Origin of the sequence: Escherichia sp. MOD1-EC5189, assembly GCF_002966045.1 — a bacterium.
GTDB classification, from domain to species: domain Bacteria; phylum Pseudomonadota; class Gammaproteobacteria; order Enterobacterales; family Enterobacteriaceae; genus Escherichia; species Escherichia coli_F.
The window spans coordinates 39,580-62,991 of sequence record NZ_PTRX01000013.1; the positions used below are offsets into that span (position 1 = coordinate 39,580).

Consider the following 23,412-nt stretch of genomic DNA (forward strand, 5'->3'; position numbering starts at 1 on the left):
CCAGAACTCTGTAGAATCCCTGCCCTGACCTTTCCTGTAACTGAATATTTTTTAAGCTATGAGCAAAGTAACTCCCCAGCCGAAAATCGGCTTTGTTTCCCTTGGCTGTCCGAAAAACCTTGTCGATTCAGAGCGTATTCTCACCGAACTACGCACCGAAGGTTATGACGTGGTACCGAGCTATGACGATGCGGACATGGTGATCGTCAATACCTGCGGCTTTATTGACAGCGCGGTACAAGAATCACTGGAAGCCATTGGCGAAGCGTTGAATGAAAACGGCAAGGTAATTGTGACCGGTTGTCTGGGGGCGAAAGAAGATCAGATCCGCGAAGTCCACCCGAAAGTGCTGGAAATCACCGGGCCTCATAGCTATGAGCAGGTTCTGGAGCACGTTCATCACTACGTGCCAAAACCGAAACACAACCCGTTCCTGAGCCTGGTGCCAGAACAAGGTGTGAAACTGACGCCGCGTCATTATGCCTATCTGAAAATTTCTGAAGGCTGTAACCACCGCTGCACCTTCTGCATTATTCCGTCTATGCGCGGCGATCTGGTGAGCCGTCCGATTGGCGAAGTGTTAAGTGAAGCGAAACGACTGGTTGATGCGGGCGTTAAAGAGATTCTGGTGATCTCGCAGGATACTTCCGCCTATGGCGTCGATGTTAAACATCGTACTGGCTTCCACAACGGCGAGCCGGTAAAAACCAGCATGGTCAGCCTGTGTGAACAGTTATCGAAACTGGGGATCTGGACACGTCTGCACTACGTTTACCCTTATCCACACGTGGACGACGTCATCCCACTGATGGCGGAAGGCAAAATCCTGCCGTATCTGGATATCCCGTTGCAACACGCCAGCCCGCGCATTCTCAAACTGATGAAGCGTCCGGGTTCTGTAGATCGCCAACTGGCGCGCATCAAACAGTGGCGCGAAATCTGCCCGGAACTGACCCTGCGCTCAACCTTTATTGTCGGCTTCCCTGGCGAGACGGAAGAAGATTTCCAGATGCTACTCGATTTCCTGAAAGAAGCACGTCTGGATCGCGTTGGCTGCTTTAAATACAGCCCGGTTGAAGGCGCAGACGCCAATGCCCTGCCTGACCAGGTTCCGGAAGAAGTGAAAGAAGAACGCTGGAACCGTTTCATGCAGCTGCAGCAGCAGATTTCCGCCGAGCGCCTGCAAGAGAAAGTGGGCCGTGAAATTCTGGTGATTATCGACGAAGTGGACGAAGAAGGCGCGATTGGTCGCAGCATGGCAGATGCACCAGAAATCGACGGCGCGGTTTATCTCAATGGTGAAACTAACGTTAAGCCGGGTGATATCCTGCGAGTGAAAGTCGAGCACGCCGATGAGTACGATTTGTGGGGTAGCCGGGTTTAATTAATTCAGGCAGGGCAACATCATTTGCCCTGCCTGCTAATAATGATTACTGCCAGCTAATCTGCGCCCTGCCGTTTTTCTTACTCTTATACAGCCGCTCATCCGCCAGCATTTTCAAGCGTTCGACGGTAGTACATTCATTTGAATGCGCTACACCGATACTGGTGCTTAAATTAATGCTTCCCACCTGGAAATGAACGATTTCTTTTAGAATCGATAGCAACTCTTCCAGCGTGCCGCCAGTATAAATCACCGCAAATTCGTCACCTCCGAAGCGGTAGACTTTACCTTTATCTACCGGGATCTGTGATTTAAGGATTTTCACCACTTTCATCAACACTTCATCGCCCAGCAAATGACCGAAGGTGTCGTTAATGTTTTTGAATTTATCGACATCAAAAAGACACAGATAGCCGCCTTTTTCCGGGAGGGCTTTTAAATCTTCATCAAAGGATTTTCTGCCCATTGCTTTGGTCAGGTCGTCCAGAAACGCCGAGTTATACATACTGTAGAGTTTTTTGACATCGGCAGCCGAGAAGAAAAGCCCACCGTCCAGGACGCGTTCAAAATGGTTATTAATAATGGCTTCTTTCTCCACAATGCCACGATTAATCACTCTGCGTACCAGATAAAGGCAGCTAGCACCCGATATCACTGCCACCAATGCAGCAAAGAAAATAATCAACGTACATACCTGAAAATAAACGTCTTTTTTATACGAAAATACGTACAATCCGGTCGGCAAATAGGCGAAGTGCTCCATTGCTTCCGAAACGGTGAAGATGGCGTTTTTAGCGTTATATTCATCACCGGTCACCGATTTACCGTTCTTGAACAGGGAGAACATCAGGTTCTCGCTATCCATCGCCAGCGATTTTGACAGTAACGAAAAACGCTCCAGACCAAGCAAAAATATCAGACTGCGATTGTAAGTTACCGGATAGAGGTAATAGACGAAGGTTTTACCGTCAAAAGAGATAAACCCTGTATTTTTGACATGTCGATACTTAACAACCTGCATAATATCTGCACAATAATTTTTCTCGAACTCCTTTACCTGAATACATTCGTCACTGGAAATCAGATAAGGACCGACATCGTACAAATAAGAGGGTGAAACCGAGTCGGCGTAAGCTGTGCGCAAGCCAACCAACAGCTGTTCCTCCGTGGGATTTAGCGTGTTGATGAGATCAATTGCCACGCTACGCCGATATTCAGCAATATTTGCCACCGCAAAAGCAGTATCAATAACGGACTGTTTCAGGCCATACACCCGTTCCTTTACCATTTGAGTGTAGATCCCGCAGGCAACTGCTGAAATCATGATAAAAATCAGCAGACTGACTGTAAGTACGAACTTATTGATTCTGGACATACGTAAACTACTCTTTTACTAATTTTCCACTTTTATCCCAGGCGGAGAACGGCATGGGTTTCTGGTACAGATACCCCTGAGCCTGAACACATCCTAATTTGATTAATTCGCGCGCAACGTCTTCGCTCTCTACGCCTTCCGCAATCACCGGGATCCGGTTATAGCGTGCCAGATCGAAAATAATGCGCACAATTTTCCCCGCAGTACCGAAAATATCGCCGGTAAATTGCGAGTCCACTTTTATACTGTCTGGATTAATTTCATAAAAACGTTTCAGGTTTGACAAACCGGTGCCAAAGTCATCAATCGATATCCGTACCCCTTGTTTACGCAGTTGTTCAATATTGAGATAAAAATGTTCATTAATTCGCTCGATCACAGTTTCAGTGATCTCAACACAGAGGCTGTTCGCCTTCAGGCCATTTTCTTTCATGATGGTGGTAAAACGCTCATGAAAGTGTGGTTCGTTTAACTGCCAGGGCGAAACATTAATATGCAGTAAGAAACCGTCCTTCAGCGACGCACGCTGACTAAAATGTCTGAATTCACCCATCGCGGTTTTAATAATTTGATAACCCAGCTCATTGATAAACCCGATATCTTCAGCAATGGTAATGAACTTCAGCGGTGAAATGATCCCCCGCTCCGCAGACACCCAACGGCACAACGCCTCCGCGCCCAGAATGGCGCGGGTGTTAATATCAACAATCGGTTGATAGACCAGGAATAGTTCGCCAATTTCCATGGCATGGCGAATATTACGCGCAATCCAGATATTCTCTTCTATTTCGTTGAGTTTCGCGTCATCACAGAAAATAAACTCTGAGAACATATGGTCACGGATACTGGAAATCGCCAGTTTCAGTTTTTCTGCGTAACTCCAGGCGTTTTCTCCCTTCAACGGTTCACAAATGGCAGACTTATGGATGCGCAGATTGCGGTAGCCAAAGCTGCTGTCAAAATCGTTTATCATCGCTATTTTACGGGTAAATGTCTGTACATTTTCCCGGCACAGAAGTAAATAGAGATCGGCATTGAATGTCACGATATCGCAGCATTGCGCATATTTCTCGGCAATTCGCTGACACAATTTCCTGACGATTTTATTGCGTTCATCAACACCAAACACCGCTTCCACGGCTTCCAGACCACACAGTTTGATGATCCCCACAGCCAGATACTGATTATTGTTTGACTCAATAATCGCCATATTTTTAATAAAACCGCTTTCCTGATCGTAAGAGATCAGTGAGAGCAATTTATTTGACCGTTCAATTTCGGCATCTTTCATTTCCGCGATCGAATTTTTGATGCTGATAATCTCTTTCGCATCGCCTTCGCGAATTTTCAGAGCCTCGATTTGATCCGTTGAGTCGGGCAAAAATGCCAGCGTATTAACCAGCTCGGTCATTTCAGAAAATTGCCGACGGAACACACGAGTGGTCATTAAATAAACCACCAGCAATACGATAATAATGAAAGCAAACGGCAGATAAAAAAGTTTATCTGATGCGTTCAATAAATTACCGCCAGGATAATAAAAATAGATTTCGAATAATGCGTTGTTTGGCACCGCTGATGTTTTTTCGATATATTCAGTATCGACAGAATCAATAATATTATAATTGCCTTCGCTATTATAAATAATCAGTTTTTCACGAGCGAGTTGATTCTTGGCAATGATCTCATGGCCTTGTTTCAAAAATAGAACTTCATCATTAGCGCTGATTTGATCAAGATACTCGTTCAGATATCGCCAGTTTAAATCGACATGAATTTTATCCACCACTAACAAATCGTGATCTTTGCCGTTGATGCGTAGCGTAAAAGAGATACATTTTTTACCCGGACGATCAAAGCAATTGTATGCCGGATTCCAGCTGTTGTTAGAGTCATCTGAAGCCACAGACCACGGTCGTTTCGATGGGTTAAAATCGGCAAAAATAACCCGCCCTGACTCGTCGACAAGCGGTCCATTTACTTGTTCCTGATGATAAACAGCGATTTTATCATTTGCCCTCCGCGAAAAGAGATAATATTTATTATCATCAAGTACCAGTCCCACCGAGTCTAAAAATGGCATCATTTCCATTTTAAGGATCACAGCGCGTTGAATCTCCTCTGTATTTTTTAATAAATACAGTGAGTCCTTTAATGTCAGGGCCGAACGTTCAATATCTTTAAAGAAATAGCCAACGTTTTTCTGAATAAGTTCAAAGCGGCTATCGGCACGTTTTACCGCGCGTTCCGATACCAGTTGATAGTTAATGATGAAAAAAAGACCAATAAATGACAGCGCTGCCAATAAAAATAAAATTATCAACCTTATTTTTATCTTTTCGTATAAACTCAGCATGTTAATACATTTAACAAAATAACTATCTGAACGCCGTGCCGCTGCAAAAACAGTCCCTTGCTGCGGCTTTTTAACCAAATTACCCGATTCTACAAAATCAGCAGAAAGTTACAACACTTGCTTAGGGCAATAATTTCCTGTGAGGTGATTACCCTTTCAAGCAATATTCAAACGTAACTATCCTTTAATTTTCGGATCCAGCGCATCGCGTAAACCATCACCCAACAAATTGAACGCCAGTACGGTCAGAAAAATAGCCAGGGCCGGAAAAACAGCGACATGCGGCGCGATAACCATATCCGCTCGTGCCTCATTGAGCATTGCTCCCCACTCTGGTGTCGGCGGCTGCGCACCGAGGCCGAGAAATGACAGGCTGGCGGCAGAGATAATCGAGGTGCCGATGCGCATGGTGAAAAACACCACGATAGAAGAGACGGTCCCAGGCAGAATATGACGCAATAAAATGGTCATATCGCTGGCACCAATACTGCGTGCTGACTCAATAAAGGTTTGCTGTTTCAACACCAGCGTATTGCCGCGCACCAGTCGGGCAAACGCGGGGATGGAAAAAATGGCAACGGCGATAATCACGTTAGCGATGCCGCTTCCCAACACCGCAACAACAGCGATGGCCAGCAAAATACCCGGGAAGGCAAACAGCACATCGCAAATGCGCATGATCAGCCGATCCCACCAGCCTTCATAATATCCCGCCAGCAAGCCCAGCAACGTCCCGATCGCCGCACCGATAAACACGGCAAACACGCCCGCCGCCAGCGAGATTTGCGCACCAACCAGGACACGGCTGAAAATGTCGCGTCCCAGTGAATCGACGCCAAACCAGTGCTGCAAAGAAGGTCCGTTATTCAGATTGTCATAATCGAAAAAATTTTCGGCGTCATAGGGGGCGATCCAGCGTGCAAAAATGGCCACCACAATCAATAAAATGACGAATAATGCGGCGGCCATCGCCATATGCTGATGGCGAAATCGTCGCCAGAATTCATGCCACGGTGTGCGTACCTGGTCAGGTTTAACCAATGGCATGGCGTTTAACACCGCCTGACGTCGCCAGTTAAATATTCGCATCCTTACTTGTACCTGATAGCCGGGTTAATGGCGGCATAAAGCACATCCACCACTAAGTTGATAAGAATAAATTCCAGCGAGAAAAGCAGAATTTCCGCCTGAATCACCGGGTAATCGCGCATTTCTACGGAGTCGACGAGTAAGCGTCCAAGTCCGGGCCAGTTGAAGACTTTCTCCACCACAATGGAACCACCGAGTAAAAAGCCAAACTGTAAGCCCATCATGGTCACTACCGGGATCATCGCATTGCGTAACCCGTGTTTGAGGATGACCCAGGTTTCGCTCACCCCTTTCGCCCTCGCGGTACGCATATAATCTTCGCTTAAAACGTCGACAAACGATGCGCGGGTAAAGCGCGCCATCACGGCTGCCACTGCCGCGCCGAGCGTCAGGGAGGGTAAAATGTAGTGCTGCCAACTGTCTGCACCTACGGTGGGTAACCAGCCAAGTTCAACTGAGAAAACCTGAATCAACAGTATTCCTAACGCAAATGCCGGGAATGAAATCCCTGATACCGCGATAGTCATACTTAATCGATCCGGCCAACGGTTACGCCAGACAGCGGCGATAATACCAGCCCCCATGCCGAACAGCACCGCCCAGGTCATACTGGTAATAGTCAACCATAGAGTAGGCATGAAGCGGCTGGCAATCTCATCGGCAACGGGACGACGCGACACCATCGACAGGCCAAAATCCCCCTGCACAGCATTGCTGATATAGTGCCAGAACTGGTGATACATCGGCTGATCCAACCCCAGCTGCTGACGCACCAGTTCTATAACCTGCGCATCAGCTTCGGGCCCGGCAATCAATCGCGCCGGATCGCCGGGCAGCATATGGACAAATAAAAACACCAGCACCGAGACGATAAACAGCGTCGGAATCAACCCCAGTAAGCGTTTGATAACGTAATTAAGCATTCCACTCCCTGCGTTGCTTATTGCAAATCCGCGTCTTCAAAGCTGAAACCGGTGTCTGGCATGATCCAAAAACCGGTCAGGTTTTTACTGTGTGCCGACACCAGTTTTTCTACCACCAGCGGGATCCACGGCGACTCTTGCCAGATGATATCCTGCACCGCCTTATATAAACGGGTCTTTTCTGCCGGATCATTAGTTTTCAGTGCCTGAGCCAGGAAGTCATCCACCTGTTTATTGCTGTAAAACGCGGTATTAAACAGCGTCGGTGGCCAGTTCTGCGAGGCAAACAGCGGCGATAGTGCCCAGTCAGCTTCGCCGGTTGAAGCCGACCAGCCAGTGTAGAACATCCGCACGCCGCTCTCTTTTTGCCCTTTACCTTCAACTTCTGCCGCCCGCTGTCCGGCATCCATCGCAGTCACCTGGGCTTTAATCCCGACCTGCGCTAACTGCTGCTGGGTAAATTGCAGCACTTTCTGCGCGGTGCTGTGGTTATGTGACGACCACAGCGTGGTGCTGAAACCGTTGGGATATCCCGCCTCTTTCAGTAATTCGCGCGCTTTCACTGGATCGTAAGGCCACGGTTGATAACTTTGCGCGTAGGCGATACTCGGCGGTACCACACCAGTAGCTGGCGTTGCATAGCCCGCGAAGGCTACTTTCACCAGCGCCGGGCGGTTAATGGCGTAATTCAGCGCCTCACGGACCTTCGGGTTATCGAACGGCTTTTGCGTCACGTTCATACTGATATAACGCTGCATAATTGACGGACTGGCCATCAACTCGATATTTTTGTTTTTCTCCAGCAGTGCGGCCTGCTCGTAGGGAATGGGGAAAGCAAACTGCGCTTCACCGGTTTGCAGCATTGCCGCGCGGGTGTTGTTATCCGCCACCGGACGCCAGGTTATGCTGTCCAGTTTGGGCAATCCTGGCTGCCAGTAACCCGCGAATTTTTTCACTTTCACAAAATCGGTCTGATTCCAGGTATCCAGTTCATACGGCCCGGTTCCCACCGGATGAAAACCAATCTCCTTGCCATATTTTTCCAGCGCTGCCGGTGAAATCATCGCGGTCGCCGGATGGGCAAGAATATTAATAAACGCTGAAAACGGCTGTTTGAGGGTAATCTTTACCGTTGTCGGATCGATCGCTTCCGTTTTGGCAATATTCTTATACAGGTTATAGCGTTTAAGATGATTCGCCGGATCGCTGGCCCGGTCCAGATTCGCTTTTACCGCCGCTGCGTTGAAATCGGTGCCATCCTGGAATTTAATTCCTTCCCGCAGTTTCACGGTGTAAGTAAGGCCGTCATCGGAAACGGTATAACTCTCCGCCAGCACATTTTTCAGTTTCATCTCTTTATCGAGACCGAACAGCCCCTGGTAAAACGATTTCGCTACGGCCTGAGATAACGTGTCATTCGCGTCATATGGATCGAGCGTGGTGAAGTTCGATCCTACCGCCACCACCACATCTTTGGCAGCGAATGCACAAGATGCCATCAACGCTGTCGCAATGCCCAGCGCCACTAACCCACTACGGTGTACAGCTCTTGCCATTTTATTCTCCGCCTGAATGTTATCTACGCATGAATGCGTATTCTGATGTTGGTTGTGCGACGTAATGCCCCGGCCCGACGCATTGCAACGAGACGGCTGCAACCTCTTCGCCACGCAGATGAATATTGCTGGGAAGATCGTCCGACAGCAGTACACGCTGCGGTCGTTGTCGGGACGGTTCAGCGACCGGAACTGCCGCCAGTAATTTACGCGTATAAGGATGCTGCGGGTTTTCAAAGACCGCGCGCCGTGGACCAATTTCAACAATTTGTCCGAGATACATCACCGCCACACGATGACTAATCCGCTCTACCACGGCCATATCGTGGGAGATAAACAGATACGCAATGCCGAAATCACGCTGGAGATCGAGCAACAAGTTGATAATCTGCCCGCGAATAGATACATCCAGCGCCGAGACGGCTTCGTCGGCAATGATCACTTTTGGATTCAATGCCAACGCGCGAGCAATGCAGATGCGCTGGCGCTGACCGCCGGAAAACTCATGCGGGTAACGCCAGGCATGTTCAGGTAACAGGCCCACGCGCTCTAGCAACCACGCAACGCGTGCAGCCGCTTCTTTACCTGGCAATAAACCGTGTACGCGCAGCGGTTCGATAATCGAATCACCGATGGTCTGACGTGGGTCCAGCGAAGCGTAAGGGTCCTGAAAAATAAACTGAATATCGCGACGCAATGCCTGAAGTTTGCCGGGTGACAAAGTATCGATTCGCTGACCGTTAAAGATAATTTCGCCGCCCTGCGATTCGACCAGGCGCAGCAACGCCCGCCCGGTAGTGGATTTACCGCTGCCAGACTCGCCCACCAGCGATAGCGTTTCGCCAGGCCAGAGATCAAAACTGACTTTCTCAACGGCATGCACTTCCCGCGTTACGCGATTCAACAAACCACTGCGCAAAGGGAAACGGGTAACCAGATTACGCACCCGTAAAACAGGTTCGCCATCCACCACCGTCTTCTGCTCGAGGGGTGGTTCCTGTTTCACTGGATGTTCAAGCGATATGAGCGGGAAACGTCGGGGATAATCTCCCCCTTTCATCGCACCAAGCTGCGGGACAGCAGCTAACAGCGCACGGGTGTAAGGATGTTGTGGTGCATGAAAAATCTGTTTGACGCTACCCGTTTCCACCGCCTCGCCCTGATACATCACCAGTACCCGATCGGCAATCTCTGCCACCACACCCATATCGTGAGTGATAAAGATAACGCCCATCGACATCTCTTTTTGCAATACTTTGATTAATTGCAGGATCTGCGCCTGAATAGTGACATCCAGCGCGGTGGTTGGCTCATCGGCAATCAGCACCGCCGGGCGGCATGACAGTGCCATCGCAATCATCACTCGCTGGCGCATCCCGCCAGAGAGTTGATGCGGATAACGTGAAAGAATGGTTTGTGCCTCCGGAATGCGTACCTGATCCAGCATCCGCTTCGCCTCGACCATTGCTTCTTCACGACTGGCGTTTTGATGCAGACGAATTGATTCGGCAATCTGTTCACCCACAGTAAATACCGGGTTCAGCGATGTCATCGGCTCCTGAAATATCATTGCCATATCCGCACCGCGCACATGGCGCATTTGTGCAGCGCTCTGCTCGCTAAGTTCAATCACTTCGCGAGTGCGCCGCCGCAACAGCATTTGATCGCACTGCACTAAACCGCCCGCCTGTTCCAACAGGCGCATCAGTGCCAGCGCAGTCACTGACTTACCAGAGCCGGATTCGCCAACAATTGCCAGCGTCTCACCGCGTTGCAGGCTAAAAGAGAGATTGCGGACCGCAGCTATTTTCTGCTGCTCCTGCATAAAGGCAATATTCAGATTTTCAACCGCCAGCACATCACCGGCATCAAGTTCATCACTGTGTGGCAACGGTGTCCCCTTTTTCACGGTAGATACCGGTGGTTGGCGTATCGCCTGCGTAGCCCCAGGCGCGATACATTCCTTCGGTGTTAAACGGTAGCGCGACGTTACCTTCATGGTCGATAGCGATTAAGCCACCGCTACCGCCAAGCGCAGGGAGTTTTTCCATTACTACCCGCTCGCAGGCTTCCGCGAGACTTAATCCGCCGTAATCCATTAACGCGGCGATGTCATATGCCGCCAGCGCGCGGATGAAGACTTCGCCCGTGCCGGTACATGAAACCGCCACACTGGCGTTATTGGCGTAGCATCCGGCACCCACTAAGGGACTATCGCCAACTCGTCCGGGTAATTTATTGGTCATTCCGCCCGTGGACGTGGCTGCCGCCAGATTGCCGTCTAAATCCAACGCCACGGCCCCCACGGTGCCCATTTTCTGTTTTTCATCCAGTGGCGCACCGCTATGGTCGAGGACCATTGCCCCTTCCTCGCGCGCTGCCAGGAGTTGTTCATAGCGCAAAGGCGTGGAGAAAATCTCCGGCGAGACGCGCTCCATGCCATGAGCAAATGCAAAATTTTCTGCCCCTTCGCCAATCATCATCACATGCGGGCTTTGCTCCATCACCAGCCGGGCGGCAAGAACCGGATTACGCAGATGACTCACGCCCGCCACCGCACCGGCTTTCAGGGTGTTACCATCCATCACACAGGCGTCGAGTTCATGCGTTTCATCTCGCGTAAAGACTGCGCCAATTCCGGCGTTAAACAGTGGACACTCTTCCAGCAGACGCACCGCTTCCGTCACCACATCCAGCGCACTTTCGCCCGCTTCCAGCATTTTCTGCCCGGTTTCAACAATGGCAGACAGCGCCTCGATGTAGCGTAATTCCTGTTGCAGACTCATCTGCGCGCGGCTAATTGCACCTGCGCCGCCATGAATTGCAATGACTGCTTTGCCCATAGTATTCGTCCATTAAGGGTGGCTCGCCACTTTTGCTATAAATATCAGAATTTTTATGAATTACTCATTCAATTTTTGAATATAGAAAGATGGATATGGCATGTAAAGGCAGGAGCCAGCGCTACGCCCGAGGTGGCATACAGTCTGTGGCGTTTTTCTGACATAATAGGCAAATTCGATTTTGCCTCCGCAGGAGTGTTTTCATGGAATTTACCACCGGATTGATGTCGCTCGACACCGCGCTTAATGAGATGCTTTCTCGCGTTACCCCACTGACCGCCCAGGAAACGCTGCCACTGGTACAGTGTTTTGGTCGTATTCTGGCGAGCGATGTCGTTTCGCCACTGGATGTCCCGGGGTTTGATAACTCCGCTATGGACGGCTACGCGGTGCGTTTAGCCGATATTGCCTCCGGTCAACCGCTGCCCGTTGCCGGTAAATCCTTTGCCGGTCAGCCGTATCATGGTGAATGGCCTGCGGGCACCTGCATTCGTATTATGACCGGCGCACCGGTACCGGAAGGCTGTGAAGCTGTGGTCATGCAGGAACAGACCGAACAGACTGACGCTGGCGTGCGTTTTACTGCTGAAGTGCGTAGCGGGCAAAATATTCGCCGTCGCGGTGAAGATATCTCTGCGGGTGCGGTTGTTTTCCCAGCGGGAACACGCCTGACTACCGCAGAGCTGCCAGTAATTGCTTCACTGGGGATTGCCGAAGTTCCGGTGATTCGTAAAGTGCGTGTAGCGCTGTTTTCTACCGGTGATGAACTCCAGTTGCCAGGCCAGCCGCTGGGCGACGGCCAAATCTACGATACCAACCGTCTCGCCGTGCACCTGATGTTAGAACAGCTGGGTTGCGAGGTAATCAACTTAGGGATTATCCGCGACGATCCACACGCCCTGCGCGCCGCATTTATTGAAGCTGATAGCCAGGCAGATGTGGTGATCAGTTCCGGCGGTGTATCGGTTGGTGAAGCGGATTACACCAAAACCATTCTCGAAGAGCTGGGTGAAATCGCCTTCTGGAAGCTGGCGATTAAACCGGGTAAACCGTTCGCGTTCGGTAAACTCAGCAATAGCTGGTTCTGCGGCCTGCCGGGTAATCCGGTTTCAGCAACGCTGACCTTCTATCAACTGGTACAGCCGTTACTGGCAAAATTGAGCGGCAACACCGCCAGCGGCCTGCCAGCGCGTCAGCGCGTACGCACGGCTTCTCGCCTCAAGAAAACGCCTGGTCGCCTTGATTTCCAACGTGGTGTGCTGCAACGCAATGCTGACGGTGAACTGGAAGTCACCACCACCGGGCATCAGGGCTCACATATATTTAGCTCTTTTAGCCTCGGCAACTGCTTTATCGTACTGGAACGCGAGCGCGGCAATGTAGAAGCGGGCGAATGGGTGGAAGTAGAACCGTTTAACGCGTTATTCGGAGGCCTGTAATGGCGGAACTCAGCGATCAGGAGATGCTGCGCTACAACCGGCAAATCATTCTGCGCGGTTTTGATTTTGACGGTCAGGAGGCGCTAAAAGATTCTCGTGTGCTGATCGTCGGCCTCGGTGGACTCGGCTGTGCAGCTTCGCAGTATCTGGCAAGCTCCGGTGTCGGCAACCTGACGCTGCTCGACTTCGACACGGTTTCGCTCTCGAATCTGCAACGCCAGACTCTGCACAGTGATGCCACGGTCGGGCAACCGAAGGTGGAATCCGCCCGAGACGCACTGGCGCGGATCAATCCACATATCGCGATTACGCCGGTAAATGCGTTGCTTGATGACGTGGAGCTTGCTGCATTGATCGCTGAACACAATCTGGTGCTCGACTGCACGGATAACGTTGCGGTACGTAATCAATTGAACGCTGGCTGTTTTGCCGCAAAGGTGCCGCTGGTTTCCGGGGCGGCAATTCGTATGGAAGGGCAAATCACGGTCTTCACTTATCAGGACGGCGAACCTTGCTACCGCTGCCTTAGCCGTTTGTTTGGTGAGAACGCGCTAACCTGCGTGGAAGCGGGCGTAATGGCGCCGTTGATTGGGGTGATTGGTTCGTTGCAGGCAATGGAAGCGATCAAACTGCTGGCAGGTTATGGCAAGCCTGCCAGCGGCAAAATCGTCATGTACGATGCGATGACCTGTCAGTTCCGTGAAATGAAACTGATGCGTAATCCGGGGTGTGAGGTGTGCGGGCAGTAATTGCCAGCCCCAGGCCTGATAAGTCGCGACAAGCGTCGCATCAGGCATTTGCTCCAGACGCCAGATGCGGCGTGAACGCCTTATCTGGCCTACGGTTCGGGCGCAGATTTCCAGGCGCGGCAAGCATCGGTGCACTCCGCCACGTCATCAGCAATTTATGAGGATGCAGAACGTCCTGTTAAATCGACGTTCTGCCAAAAGCCCCCTGCCAGTCCTGCTCAAACTTCGCCACGGCGGCATCAACTGCCGGATAGCTAATCATCTGCTGCGCCACATCCAGTGGCAGAGTAATTGATTCACATCCTGCCAGTAAGCAGTCCAGCGCCTGACGCGGGGTTTTGAAACTTGCGGCTAACACTTTCGCCTGCGGCGCATGCATTTTCAATAACTGGTGCAAATCGGTCACAGTTTGAATACCACTACCGCCCTGAGCATCAATTCGGTTGACGTAAGGCGCAACGTACTCCGCACCTGCCAGCGCCGACAGCAGCCCTTGTGCCGCGCCATATACCGCGGTTCCCAGCGTCGGAATCCCTTCCGCTTTTAACATTTTAATGGCTGCCAGGCCCTCAGCGGTCACCGGGATTTTCACCACGATATCCGCAATGATAGAACGCAGTTTACATGCATCATTCACCATCCCTTCGGCAGTGGTAGCCATTACCTGGGCAAACAGACGCCCCTGACCGCCCATCGCTTCGTGAAGCTCCGGAAGTACCACCTCCAGCGGTTTTTTACCCGCGGCGATAATACTTGGGTTAGTGGTCACACCCGCCAGCGGAAAAATACGTGACAGCGCCTTCACCGCAACAACGTCTGAAGTATCCAGATACAGTTCCATACCATCCTCAAAATGTACTTTTTGTCTGAATGTAGACTATCACGGGAAAACTCTCTGAACAGTTGACGCACATCAATCAAACTTTCATTCGAAAGTATTTTAATGTTTGAACGAAACAGAGAGGCAACTATGATTTTCAATATTCAGCGCTACTCGACCCATGACGGCCCCGGTATCCGCACGGTCGTTTTTCTTAAAGGCTGTTCACTGGGCTGCCGCTGGTGTCAGAACCCAGAAAGCCGCGCCCGCACGCAGGATCTGCTGTATGACGCACGTCTGTGTCTGGAAGGCTGCGAGCTGTGCGCTAAGACCGCGCCGGAAGCGATTGAGCGCGCGCTGAATGGTTTGCTTATTCATCGGGAAAAGTTAACCCCGGAGCATCTGACGGCGTTAACCGACTGCTGCCCGACACAGGCGTTAACCGTGTGTGGTGAAGTGAAAAGCGTTGAGGAGATCATGGCGACCGTTCTGCGCGACAAACCGTTTTACGATCGCAGCGGCGGCGGCTTAACGCTTTCCGGTGGTGAGCCGTTTATGCAGCCGGAAATGGCGATGGGGCTACTGCAAACCAGCCAGGAAGCCGGTATTCATACTGCGGTAGAAACCTGTCTGCATGTGCCGTGGAAATACATCGCCCCTTCTCTGCCGTATATCGATCTGTTTCTTGCCGATTTAAAACACGTTGCCGACGTGCCGTTTAAACAGTGGACCGACGGTAACGCCGCCAGAGTGCTGGATAACCTGAAAAAACTCGCAGCGGCGGGGAAAAAAATCATCATCCGCGTGCCGTTGATTCAGGGCTTTAATGCCGATGAAACCTCTGTGAAAGCCATTACCGATTTTGCCGCCGACGAGCTGCACGTCGGCGAAATTCATTTCCTGCCCTACCACACGCTGGGCATTAACAAATATCACTTACTTAATCTGCCCTATGACGCCCCGGAAAAACCGCTTGATGCGCCAGAACTGCTCGACTTTGCCCTGCAGTATGCCTGCCAGAAAGGGTTAACCGCGACCTTACGAGGATAACAACCATGACCACACTGAAACTGGACACGCTCAGCGACCGCATTAAAGCGCACAAAAATGCGCTGGTGAATATTGTGAAACCGCCGGTCTGTACCGAGCGCGCGCAGCACTATACCGAGATGTATCAACAACATCTCGATAAGCCGATCCCGGTACGTCGCGCTCTGGCGCTGGCCCATCACCTGGCGAATCGCACTATTTGGATCAAGCACGATGAGTTGATCATCGGCAACCAGGCAAGCGAAGTTCGCGCCGCGCCGATCTTCCCGGAATATACCGTCTCCTGGATCGAAAAAGAGATTGATGATCTGGCGGATCGTCCGGGTGCAGGTTTTGCGGTGAGCGAAGAGAACAAACGCGTTCTGCATGAAGTGTGCCCTTGGTGGCGCGGTCAGACGGTACAGGATCGCTGCTATGGCATGTTTACCGATGAGCAAAAAGGCCTGCTGGCGACCGGTATCATTAAAGCGGAAGGTAATATGACCTCCGGCGATGCGCACCTGGCGGTCAATTTCCCACTGTTGCTGGAAAAAGGGCTTGATGGTCTGCGCGAGAAAGTGGCGGAGCGCCGCATGCGTATTAACCTGACCGTGCTGGAAGATCTGCACGGCGAGCAATTCCTGAAAGCGATTGATATCGTGTTGGTGGCGGTCAGTGAACATATTGAACGTTTCGCTGCCCTGGCGCGTGAAATGGCCGCTACCGAACCCCGCGAAAGCCGTCGCGATGAACTGCTGGCGATGGCCGAAAACTGCGACCTTATCGCCCACCAGCCGCCGCAGACTTTCTGGCAGGCGCTGCAACTGTGCTACTTCATCCAGTTGATTTTGCAGATCGAATCTAACGGTCACTCAGTATCGTTTGGTCGTATGGACCAGTATCTCTACCCGTACTATCGCCGCGACGTTGAACTGAACCAGACACTGGATCGTGAACACGCCATCGAGATGCTACATAGCTGCTGGCTGAAACTGCTGGAAGTGAACAAGATCCGCTCCGGCTCGCACTCAAAAGCCTCTGCGGGAAGTCCGCTGTATCAGAACGTCACCATTGGCGGGCAAAATCTGGTTGATGGTCAGCCGATGGACGCGGTGAATCCACTCTCTTACGCGATCCTTGAATCCTGCGGTCGCCTGCGTTCGACGCAGCCTAACCTCAGCGTGCGCTACCACGCGGGAATGAGTAACGATTTCCTCGATGCCTGCGTACAGGTGATTCGCTGCGGCTTCGGGATGCCGGCGTTCAACAACGACGAAATTGTCATCCCGGAATTTATTAAACTCGGTATTGAACCGCAGGACGCTTACGACTACGCAGCAATTGGTTGTATCGAAACCGCTGTCGGCGGTAAATGGGGCTATCGCTGCACCGGGATGAGCTTTATCAACTTCGCCCGCGTGATGCTGGCGGCGCTGGAAGGCGGTCGTGATGCCACCAGCGGCAAAGTGTTCCTGCCACAAGAAAAAGCGTTGTCAGCGGGTAACTTCAACAACTTCGATGAAGTGATGGACGCGTGGGACACGCAAATCCGTTATTACACCCGTAAATCAATCGAAATCGAATATGTCGTCGACACCATGCTGGAAGAGAACGTGCACGATATTCTCTGCTCGGCGCTGGTGGATGACTGCATTGAGCGAGCGAAAAGTATCAAGCAAGGCGGCGCGAAATATGACTGGGTATCGGGCCTGCAGGTCGGCATTGCTAACCTCGGCAACAGCCTGGCGGCAGTGAAGAAACTGGTGTTTGAACAGGGCGCGATTGGTCAGCAACAACTGGCTGCCGCACTGGCGGATGACTTCGACGGCCTGACGCACGAGCAGCTGCGTCAGCGGCTGATTAACGGCGCGCCGAAGTACGGCAACGACGATGATACTGTCGATACGCTGCTGGCTCGCGCTTATCAGACCTATATCGACGAACTGAAGCAGTACCATAATCCGCGCTACGGTCGTGGTCCGATTGGCGGCAACTATTACGCGGGTACGTCGTCTATCTCCGCTAACGTACCGTTTGGCGCGCAAACTATGGCAACGCCGGACGGGCGTAAAGCCCACACCCCGCTGGCAGAAGGCGCAAGCCCGGCTTCCGGTACTGATCATCTTGGCCCTACTGCGGTCATTGGCTCGGTGGGTAAACTGCCTACGGCAGCGATTCTCGGCGGCGTGTTGCTCAACCAGAAACTGAATCCGGCAACGCTGGAGAACGAATCTGACAAGCAGAAACTGATGATCCTGCTACGTACCTTCTTTGAGGTGCATAAAGGCTGGCATATTCAGTACAACATTGTTTCCCGCGAAACATTGCTGGAGGCGAAGAAACATCCGGATCAATACCGCGATCTGGTGGTACGCGTAGCGGGTTATTCCGCCTTCTTCACCGCACTCTCTCCAGACGCACAAGACGATATCATCGCCCGTACCGAACACATGCTGTAATCCCTCAGCCCGGCGGCGTCGTCGCCGGGCCAAATCATTCACATCATCAATTCCGCTCTCACTTTCATTCGAAATATAATTTGTGCTCTGCGTCACATTGTTATTACACTGTTACGGTTTCATTTTCGAGCCAGGAGCACACCTATGAGCGTAAAAGTTATCGTCACAGACATGGACGGTACTTTTCTTAACGACGCCAAAACGTACAACCAACCACGTTTTATGGCGCAGTATCAGGAACTTAAAAAGCGCGGCATTGAGTTCGTTGTCGCCAGCGGTAATCAGTATTACCAGCTTATTTCCTTCTTTCCTGAGCTAAAAGATGAGATCTCTTTTGTCGCGGAAAACGGCGCACTGGTTTACGAACATGGCAAGCAACTGTTCCACGGCGAACTGACCCGACATGAATCAAGAGTTGTCATTGGTGAACTGCTGAAAGACAAGCAGCTCAATTTTGTTGCCTGCGGTTTGCAAAGCGCGTATGTCAGTGAGAATGCGCCAGAAGCATTCGTCGCGCTAATGGCAAAACACTACCATCGTCTGAAACCTGTGAAAGATTACCAGGATATTGATGATGTACTGTTCAAGTTTTCGCTCAACCTGCCTGACGAACAAATCCCGTTAGTGATCGACAAACTGCATATTACGCTCGATGGCATTATGAAGCCCGTCACCAGCGGTTTTGGCTTTATCGACCTGATTATTCCCGGGCTGCATAAAGCAAACGGTATTTCGCGATTACTGAAACGCTGGGCTCTGTCGCCGCAAAATGTGGTAGCGATTGGCGACAGCGGTAACGATGCGGAGATGCTGAAAATGGCGCGTTATTCCTTTGCGATGGGCAATGCTGCGGAAAATATTAAACAAATCGCCCGTTATGCTACCGATGATAATAATCATGAAGGCGCACTGAATGTGATTCAGGCGGTGCTGGATAACACCGCTCCTTTCAATAAGTAACCTTTTCCCGGCCGGAGCAATCGTTCCGGCATCTCTCTTTTTTGCTCACTTTGTGCACTTACTCAAAATTTTCATCTTGCGTTAACTTATTTTTAACTTAAAGTATCAATCATAACTATTTTTACTTTCGAACGAAAGTTGTGAGGTTGATATGACTTTTACCTATGAGACACTGCCAACAGATGCGAAAACGGCTATCCGTAAGATGAAAGCGGAGCTGCGACAACAGATCGGCGATGTACAACAGGTCTTCGATAAACTCTCTGCAAAAATCGATGCACGTGTAGCAGAAATAGACGCCCTCAAAGGGCAAGGATTACCGGTTTGGCCGGAAGTCCCATATAGCGACGTTGCAGCAGGTACAGTGAGTGAAGCCACGCGCAATGAAATTAAACGTCGCGGCTGTGCAGTAATTAAAGGCCATTTCCCCCGCGAACGGGCACTGGCATGGGATCGCGCAATGCTTGACTATCTTGATGCCAATCATTTTGATGATGTTTATAAAGGTCCCGGCGACAGCTTCTTTGGATCGCTGGAGGCATCTCGTCCTGAAATCTACCCTATTTACTGGTCGCAGGCACAAATGCAGGCGCGACAAAGTGACAATATGGCGGCGGTGCAATCTTTCCTTAACCGCCTGTGGAAGTCTGAAAGCAACGGCAAGCAGTGGTTTGATCCCGATATTAGCGTGATCTATCCGGACAGGATCCGCCGCCGCCCACCAGGCACGACGTCTAAAGGTCTGGGTGCACACACTGATTCTGGGGCGCTGGAACGTTGGTTATTACCCGCTTATCAGCGTGTTTTTGCCCATGTTTTCAACGGTAATGTCGACGATTACGATCCGTGGGATGCTGCATACCGTACTGATGTTGAAGAGTACACGGTGGATAACACCACAAAATGTTCGGTGTTCCGCACTTTTCAAGGCTGGACGGCGCTTTCCGATATGTTACCAGGACAGGGATTATTGCATGTGGTGCCAATCCCGGAAGCGATGGCGTATGTTTTATTGCGCCCACTGCTGGATGACGTACCGGACGATGAGTTCTGTGGGGTCGCTCCTGGCAAAGTTCTGCCCATTTCAGAGAAATGGCATCCACTACTGATTAAAGCACTCACTTCCATTCCAGCTATTACAGCGGGGGATTCCGTCTGGTGGCACTGCGACGTGATCCACTCCGTCGCATCGGTAAATAATCAACAAGGCTGGGGGAATGTGATGTATATCCCTGCTGCGCCAATGTGCGAGAAAAATCGGGCTTATGCACACAAAGTCAAAATGGCGCTGGAAAAAGGCGCATCACCTGGCGACTTCCCGCGGGAAGATTATGAAGCAAACTGGGAAGGCCGCTTTACACTGGAGGATCTGAACATTCACGGTAATCGCGCGCTGGGCATGGATGTTGGAGTGGTGATGGATTAGTAGAAGTGAATTGATGTGAGGTTAAGAAAGCAGGTTCGGTGTTGCTCAGATTGCTGACAAAGTGCGCTTTGTTCATGCCGGATGCGGCGTGACCGTCTTATCCGACCTACAAAATCATGCAAATTCAATATATTGCGATACACTGTCAGGCCTGATAAGCGTAGCGCATCAGGCAATTTTGCATTTGTCATCAGTTTCAGTAGCCCTGGCCATATCAGGGCTACTGATAATAACTTACTCGATCCCTTTACTACGCAGGTAATCTTCGTAATTACCGCTAAAGTCGATCACGCGTTCCGGGGTGATTTCCAGAATTCGGGTCGCCAGGGAGCTTACAAACTCACGGTCGTGAGAAACAAAGATCAGCGTACCCTGATACAGTTCCAGCGCCATGTTCAGCGACTCAATGGATTCCATATCAAGGTGGTTGGTCGGTTCGTCCATGATCAGAATATTCGGCTTCTGCATCATTAACTTACCAAACAGCATCCGCCCTTTTTCTCCACCGGAAAGCACTTTCGCTGGCTTTTTGATGTCGTCCTGGCTGAACAGCAAACGACCGAGAATGCTGCGTACCGCCTGCTCGTCATCGCCTTCCTGCTTCCACTGACTCATCCATTCGAATACGGTCAGATCATTTTCGAACTCATATTCGTGGTCCTGGGCGTAGTAACCAATGCGCGCGTTTTCAGACCATTTTACGGTGCCGCTGTCCGGTTGCAGATCGCCCACCAGCGTTTTCAGCAGCGTTGATTTACCGACGCCGTTGGTACCCAATACCGCCAGTTTTTCACCCACTTCCAGCAGCAGGTTGAGATTTTTAAACAGGGGACCGTTATCAAACCCTTTGGTCAGACCTTCCACTTCCAGCGCGTTACGGAACAGTTTCTTATCCTGTTCAAAACGGATGAACGGGTTCTGACGGCTGGAGGCTTTCACCTCTTCAAGTTTGATTTTATCAATCTGGCGTGCGCGCGAAGTTGCCTGGCGAGATTTCGAGGCGTTGGCACTAAAGCGGCTAACGAAAGATTGCAACTCAGCAATCTGCGCTTTCTTCTTGGCGTTATCAGCCAGCAGACGTTCACGCGCCTGAGTCGCCGCCGTCATGTACTCATCGTAGTTGCCCGGATAAACGCGCAGTTCACCGTAATCCAGATCCGCCATGTGGGTACAAACCATGTTAAGGAAGTGACGGTCGTGCGAGATGATGATCATGGTGCTGTCACGCTCGTTCAGCACCTGTTCCAGCCAACGAATGGTGTCGATGTCGAGGTTGTTGGTCGGTTCGTCGAGCAGGAGAATGTCCGGATCAGCAAACAGCGCCTGCGCCAGCAGCACACGCAGCTTCCAGCCAGGAGCAACTTCACTCATCGGGCCGTAGTGCTGTTCCACTGGGATTCCCACGCCAAGCAACAGTTCACCGGCGCGAGCTTCCGCAGAGTAACCGTCCATTTCGCCGTATTTCACTTCCAGATCGGCCACTTTATAGCCGTCTTCTTCACTCATTTCCGGCAAAGCATAGATGCGGTCGCGCTCCTGCTTCACTTCCCACAACTCTTTATGCCCCATGATCACCGTATCCAGCACGGTGAACTCTTCAAAGGCAAACTGATCCTGACGCAATTTACCAATGCGCTCGTTGGGATCGAGGGAAACGTTACCCAGCGTCGGCTCTAAGTCGCCGCCAAGGATCTTCATAAAGGTGGATTTACCACTACCGTTCGCGCCAATCAGGCCGTAACGGTTGCCGCCGCCAAACTTGACGGAAATGTTTTCAAACAACGGCTTACTGCCGAACTGCATGGTGACGTTACTGGAAACTAACACAGGCGTATCCTGAAAAGAGATATGACAAACCGCGTATTATGCCATAAGTCTGAAAGAAGATCCCGTCCCCCGCTTAAGGTCTACACTCTTCCCAAAGGCAAAAAATGTGATTTCGTACACATCTGATTTCACTGTGAGCAGGAATGAACTTATAATGCGCTTCCAATACTCTAATATTCTCAACCCAATGGCCTGCCAGGCACAAAATCTCGCTTAACATGAATATGAAATTGAAAACATTATTCGCAGCGGCCTTCGCTGTTGTCGGCTTTTGCAGTACCGCCTCTGCGGTAACTTATCCTCTGCCAACCGACGGGAGTCGCCTGGTTGGTCAGAATCAGGTGATCACCATTCCTGAAGGTAACACTCAGCCGCTGGAGTATTTTGCCGCCGAGTACCAGATGGGTCTTTCCAACATGATGGAAGCTAACCCGGGTGTGGATACCTTCCTGCCGAAAGGCGGTACTGTACTGAACATTCCGCAGCAGCTGATCCTGCCGGATACCGTTCATGAAGGCATTGTCATTAACAGCGCAGAGATGCGTCTCTATTACTATCCGAAAGGCAGCAACACCGTTATCGTGCTGCCCATCGGCATTGGTCAGTTAGGCAAAGACACGCCTATCAACTGGACCACCAAAGTTGAGCGTAAGAAAGCAGGCCCGACCTGGACGCCGACCGCTAAAATGCACGCAGAGTACCGCGCTGCGGGCGAACCGCTTCCGGCTGTCGTTCCGGCAGGTCCGGATAACCCGATGGGATTGTACGCACTGTATATCGGTCGCCTGTACGCTATCCATGGCACCAACGCCAACTTCGGTATCGGTCTGCGTGTAAGTCATGGCTGTGTGCGTCTGCGTAACGAAGACATCAAATTCCTGTTCGAGAAAGTGCCGGTCGGTACTCGCGTACAGTTTATTGATGAGCCGGTAAAAGCGACCACCGAGCCAGACGGCAGCCGTTATATTGAAGTCCATAACCCGCTGTCTACCACCGAAGCCCAGTTTGAAGGTCAGGAAATTGTGCCAATTACCCTGACCAAGAGCGTGCAGACAGTAACTGGTCAGCCTGATGTGGATCAGGTCGTGCTGGATGAAGCGATCAAAAATCGTTCCGGGATGCCGGTTCGTCTGAATTAATCTTCAAAACTTAAATTAAAAGGCGGACTCATAATCCG

Annotated in this window: 17 protein-coding genes; 8 read left to right on the forward strand and 9 right to left on the reverse strand. The window is 51.1% G+C overall.

Annotated elements, in window-relative coordinates:
* Positions 1 to 58: 58 nt before the first annotated feature.
* Complete coding sequence (gene rimO, locus ATB02_RS13150; RefSeq protein WP_000049367.1) at positions 59 to 1,384, forward strand: 30S ribosomal protein S12 methylthiotransferase RimO; 1,326 nt, start codon at positions 59 to 61, stop codon at positions 1,382 to 1,384.
* A 46-nt stretch (positions 1,385 to 1,430) separates the two neighbouring features.
* On the opposite strand, the gene ATB02_RS13155 is transcribed toward rimO, so the two are convergent.
* The 7 genes from ATB02_RS13155 to iaaA form a co-directional block, all read right to left on the reverse strand.
* Positions 1,431 to 2,759 carry a GGDEF domain-containing protein gene (locus ATB02_RS13155; protein WP_105271709.1) on the reverse strand — a complete coding sequence of 443 codons (1,329 nt, stop codon included), beginning with the start codon at positions 2,757 to 2,759 and terminating at the stop codon, positions 1,431 to 1,433.
* 7 nt (positions 2,760 to 2,766) lie between these two features.
* Positions 2,767 to 5,115: a sensor domain-containing phosphodiesterase gene (locus ATB02_RS13160; protein ID WP_105267122.1), complete on the reverse strand. Its 2,349-nt coding sequence runs from the start codon at positions 5,113 to 5,115 to the stop codon at positions 2,767 to 2,769.
* 177 nt (positions 5,116 to 5,292) lie between these two features.
* Entirely contained in the window at positions 5,293 to 6,204 is a 912-nt protein-coding gene (gsiD, locus tag ATB02_RS13165) for a glutathione ABC transporter permease GsiD (RefSeq protein WP_001218007.1), read from the reverse strand.
* Between the two features lie 2 nt (positions 6,205 to 6,206).
* On the reverse strand, positions 6,207 to 7,127 hold the full coding sequence (gsiC, locus tag ATB02_RS13170; protein WP_032183818.1) for a glutathione ABC transporter permease GsiC: 921 nt from the start codon (positions 7,125 to 7,127) through the stop codon (positions 6,207 to 6,209).
* A 17-nt stretch (positions 7,128 to 7,144) separates the two neighbouring features.
* Complete coding sequence (gene gsiB, locus ATB02_RS13175; RefSeq protein ID WP_105271710.1) at positions 7,145 to 8,683, reverse strand: glutathione ABC transporter substrate-binding protein GsiB; 1,539 nt, start codon at positions 8,681 to 8,683, stop codon at positions 7,145 to 7,147.
* A 19-nt stretch (positions 8,684 to 8,702) separates the two neighbouring features.
* A complete protein-coding gene (gene gsiA, locus ATB02_RS13180) occupies positions 8,703 to 10,574 on the reverse strand; it encodes a glutathione ABC transporter ATP-binding protein GsiA (RefSeq protein WP_105271711.1) in 1,872 nt (623 codons plus the stop codon).
* Positions 10,561 to 11,526, reverse strand: a complete 966-nt coding sequence (iaaA, locus tag ATB02_RS13185) for a beta-aspartyl-peptidase (protein ID WP_000513758.1) — start codon at positions 11,524 to 11,526, stop codon at positions 10,561 to 10,563. Before iaaA ends, gsiA begins: the two co-directional genes overlap by 14 nt.
* Positions 11,527 to 11,729: 203 nt before the next feature.
* Here iaaA and moeA point away from each other — a divergent pair, with 203 nt between their 5' ends.
* Together moeA and moeB are read left to right on the forward strand one after the other, a co-directional pair.
* Positions 11,730 to 12,965: a molybdopterin molybdotransferase MoeA gene (moeA, locus tag ATB02_RS13190; protein ID WP_001550883.1), complete on the forward strand. Its 1,236-nt coding sequence runs from the start codon at positions 11,730 to 11,732 to the stop codon at positions 12,963 to 12,965.
* Positions 12,965 to 13,714, forward strand: coding sequence for a molybdopterin-synthase adenylyltransferase MoeB (gene moeB / locus ATB02_RS13195; RefSeq protein WP_105271712.1), 750 nt, complete (start codon positions 12,965 to 12,967; stop codon positions 13,712 to 13,714). The genes moeA and moeB overlap by 1 nt, the downstream gene beginning before the upstream one ends.
* Positions 13,715 to 13,892: 178 nt before the next feature.
* Here the strand turns inward: moeB and fsa are convergent, their stop codons facing one another.
* Complete coding sequence (gene fsa / locus ATB02_RS13200) at positions 13,893 to 14,555, reverse strand: fructose-6-phosphate aldolase (RefSeq protein ID WP_105271713.1); 663 nt, start codon at positions 14,553 to 14,555, stop codon at positions 13,893 to 13,895.
* A gap of 129 nt (positions 14,556 to 14,684) precedes the next feature.
* On the opposite strand from fsa, the gene ATB02_RS13205 reads away from it, so the two are divergent.
* The 4 genes from ATB02_RS13205 to ATB02_RS13220 all read left to right on the forward strand — a co-directional run bounded on the left by ATB02_RS13205 (position 14,685) and on the right by ATB02_RS13220 (position 20,408).
* Positions 14,685 to 15,584 (forward strand): glycyl-radical enzyme activating protein, encoded by a 900-nt coding sequence (locus ATB02_RS13205; RefSeq protein ID WP_105271714.1) that lies wholly within the window; start codon positions 14,685 to 14,687, stop codon positions 15,582 to 15,584.
* Positions 15,585 to 15,589: 5 nt separating this feature from the next.
* A complete protein-coding gene (locus ATB02_RS13210; RefSeq protein WP_103253279.1) occupies positions 15,590 to 18,022 on the forward strand; it encodes a glycyl radical protein in 2,433 nt (810 codons plus the stop codon).
* Positions 18,023 to 18,166: 144 nt separating this feature from the next.
* Positions 18,167 to 18,982, forward strand: a complete 816-nt coding sequence (gene ybiV, locus ATB02_RS13215) for a sugar-phosphatase YbiV (RefSeq protein WP_105271715.1) — start codon at positions 18,167 to 18,169, stop codon at positions 18,980 to 18,982.
* A gap of 151 nt (positions 18,983 to 19,133) precedes the next feature.
* Positions 19,134 to 20,408, forward strand: coding sequence for a DUF1479 domain-containing protein (locus tag ATB02_RS13220; RefSeq protein ID WP_105271716.1), 1,275 nt, complete (start codon positions 19,134 to 19,136; stop codon positions 20,406 to 20,408).
* 234 nt (positions 20,409 to 20,642) lie between these two features.
* On the opposite strand, the gene ATB02_RS13225 is transcribed toward ATB02_RS13220, so the two are convergent.
* Positions 20,643 to 22,235: an ABC-F family ATPase gene (locus tag ATB02_RS13225; protein WP_000961458.1), complete on the reverse strand. Its 1,593-nt coding sequence runs from the start codon at positions 22,233 to 22,235 to the stop codon at positions 20,643 to 20,645.
* Positions 22,236 to 22,453: 218 nt separating this feature from the next.
* On the opposite strand from ATB02_RS13225, the gene ldtB reads away from it, so the two are divergent.
* Positions 22,454 to 23,374 carry a L,D-transpeptidase gene (gene ldtB, locus ATB02_RS13230; protein ID WP_001056376.1) on the forward strand — a complete coding sequence of 307 codons (921 nt, stop codon included), beginning with the start codon at positions 22,454 to 22,456 and terminating at the stop codon, positions 23,372 to 23,374.
* The last annotated feature ends 38 nt before the right edge of the window (positions 23,375 to 23,412 follow it).

Excerpts from the sequence above, each read along its gene's own strand:
- rimO (WP_000049367.1), top strand. The coding sequence starts at position 59 with ATGAGCAAAGTAACTCCCCAGCCGAAAATCGGCTTTGTTTCCCTTGGC.
- ATB02_RS13155 (WP_105271709.1), bottom strand. The coding sequence starts at position 2,759 with ATGTCCAGAATCAATAAGTTCGTACTTACAGTCAGTCTGCTGATTTTT.
- ATB02_RS13160 (WP_105267122.1), bottom strand. The coding sequence starts at position 5,115 with ATGCTGAGTTTATACGAAAAGATAAAAATAAGGTTGATAATTTTATTT.
- gsiD (WP_001218007.1), bottom strand. The coding sequence starts at position 6,204 with ATGCGAATATTTAACTGGCGACGTCAGGCGGTGTTAAACGCCATGCCA.
- gsiC (WP_032183818.1), bottom strand. The coding sequence starts at position 7,127 with ATGCTTAATTACGTTATCAAACGCTTACTGGGGTTGATTCCGACGCTG.
- gsiB (WP_105271710.1), bottom strand. The coding sequence starts at position 8,683 with ATGGCAAGAGCTGTACACCGTAGTGGGTTAGTGGCGCTGGGCATTGCG.
- iaaA (WP_000513758.1), bottom strand. The coding sequence starts at position 11,526 with ATGGGCAAAGCAGTCATTGCAATTCATGGCGGCGCAGGTGCAATTAGC.
- moeA (WP_001550883.1), top strand. The coding sequence starts at position 11,730 with ATGGAATTTACCACCGGATTGATGTCGCTCGACACCGCGCTTAATGAG.
- moeB (WP_105271712.1), top strand. The coding sequence starts at position 12,965 with ATGGCGGAACTCAGCGATCAGGAGATGCTGCGCTACAACCGGCAAATC.
- fsa (WP_105271713.1), bottom strand. The coding sequence starts at position 14,555 with ATGGAACTGTATCTGGATACTTCAGACGTTGTTGCGGTGAAGGCGCTG.
- ATB02_RS13205 (WP_105271714.1), top strand. The coding sequence starts at position 14,685 with ATGATTTTCAATATTCAGCGCTACTCGACCCATGACGGCCCCGGTATC.
- ATB02_RS13210 (WP_103253279.1), top strand. The coding sequence starts at position 15,590 with ATGACCACACTGAAACTGGACACGCTCAGCGACCGCATTAAAGCGCAC.
- ybiV (WP_105271715.1), top strand. The coding sequence starts at position 18,167 with ATGAGCGTAAAAGTTATCGTCACAGACATGGACGGTACTTTTCTTAAC.
- ATB02_RS13220 (WP_105271716.1), top strand. The coding sequence starts at position 19,134 with ATGACTTTTACCTATGAGACACTGCCAACAGATGCGAAAACGGCTATC.
- ldtB (WP_001056376.1), top strand. The coding sequence starts at position 22,454 with ATGAATATGAAATTGAAAACATTATTCGCAGCGGCCTTCGCTGTTGTC.